Origin of the sequence: Pseudomonas sp. 30_B, from assembly GCF_017491605.1 — a bacterium.
GTDB lineage: Bacteria > Pseudomonadota > Gammaproteobacteria > Pseudomonadales > Pseudomonadaceae > Pseudomonas.
Genome location: NZ_JAFGYY010000211.1, coordinates 1 through 501, shown reverse-complemented (window position 1 = coordinate 501; position 501 = coordinate 1). Strand labels below are relative to the sequence as shown.

Here is a 501-nt window from a genome sequence, read left to right as displayed (position 1 = left end):
CGGCATGCGCCGGTCGTACACCTCTTTGGAGTGCTCGGCCATGAATTGCTTGACGATGCGGTCTTCCAGCGAGTGAAAGCTAATCACCACCAGCCAGCCGCCCGGCTGCAGCACCTGCAGGCTGGCGGCCAGGGCCTGCTCCAGCTCTTGCAGCTCGGCGTTGATAAAAATGCGCAGCGCTTGAAACGTGCGCGTGGCCGGGTTTTGGCCCGCTTCGCGGGTTTTGACCACGCGGGCCACCAGGCTGGCCAGCTCGGCGGTGGTCTGTAGCGGCCCTTGTGCCTCGCGCTGGGCGACGATGGCCTTGGCAATCGGAAAGGCAAAGCGCTCTTCGCCATAGTTGCGAATGACATCGGTGATCTGCTGCACCTCGGCCTCGGCCAGCCACTGGGCAACGCTCATGCCGCGCGTGGTGTCCATGCGCATGTCCAGCGGGCCATCAAAACGGAAGCTGAAACCGCGCTCTGGCGTGTCGATTTGCGGGGAACTGACCCCTAAATC

Annotated in this window: 1 protein-coding gene; it reads right to left on the bottom strand. The window is 63.5% G+C overall.

Annotated elements, in window-relative coordinates; translation table 11 throughout:
- A partial coding sequence (gene rsmH / locus J5M67_RS27975; protein ID WP_207888617.1) for a 16S rRNA (cytosine(1402)-N(4))-methyltransferase RsmH occupies positions 1–501 on the bottom strand: 501 nt, incomplete at both ends.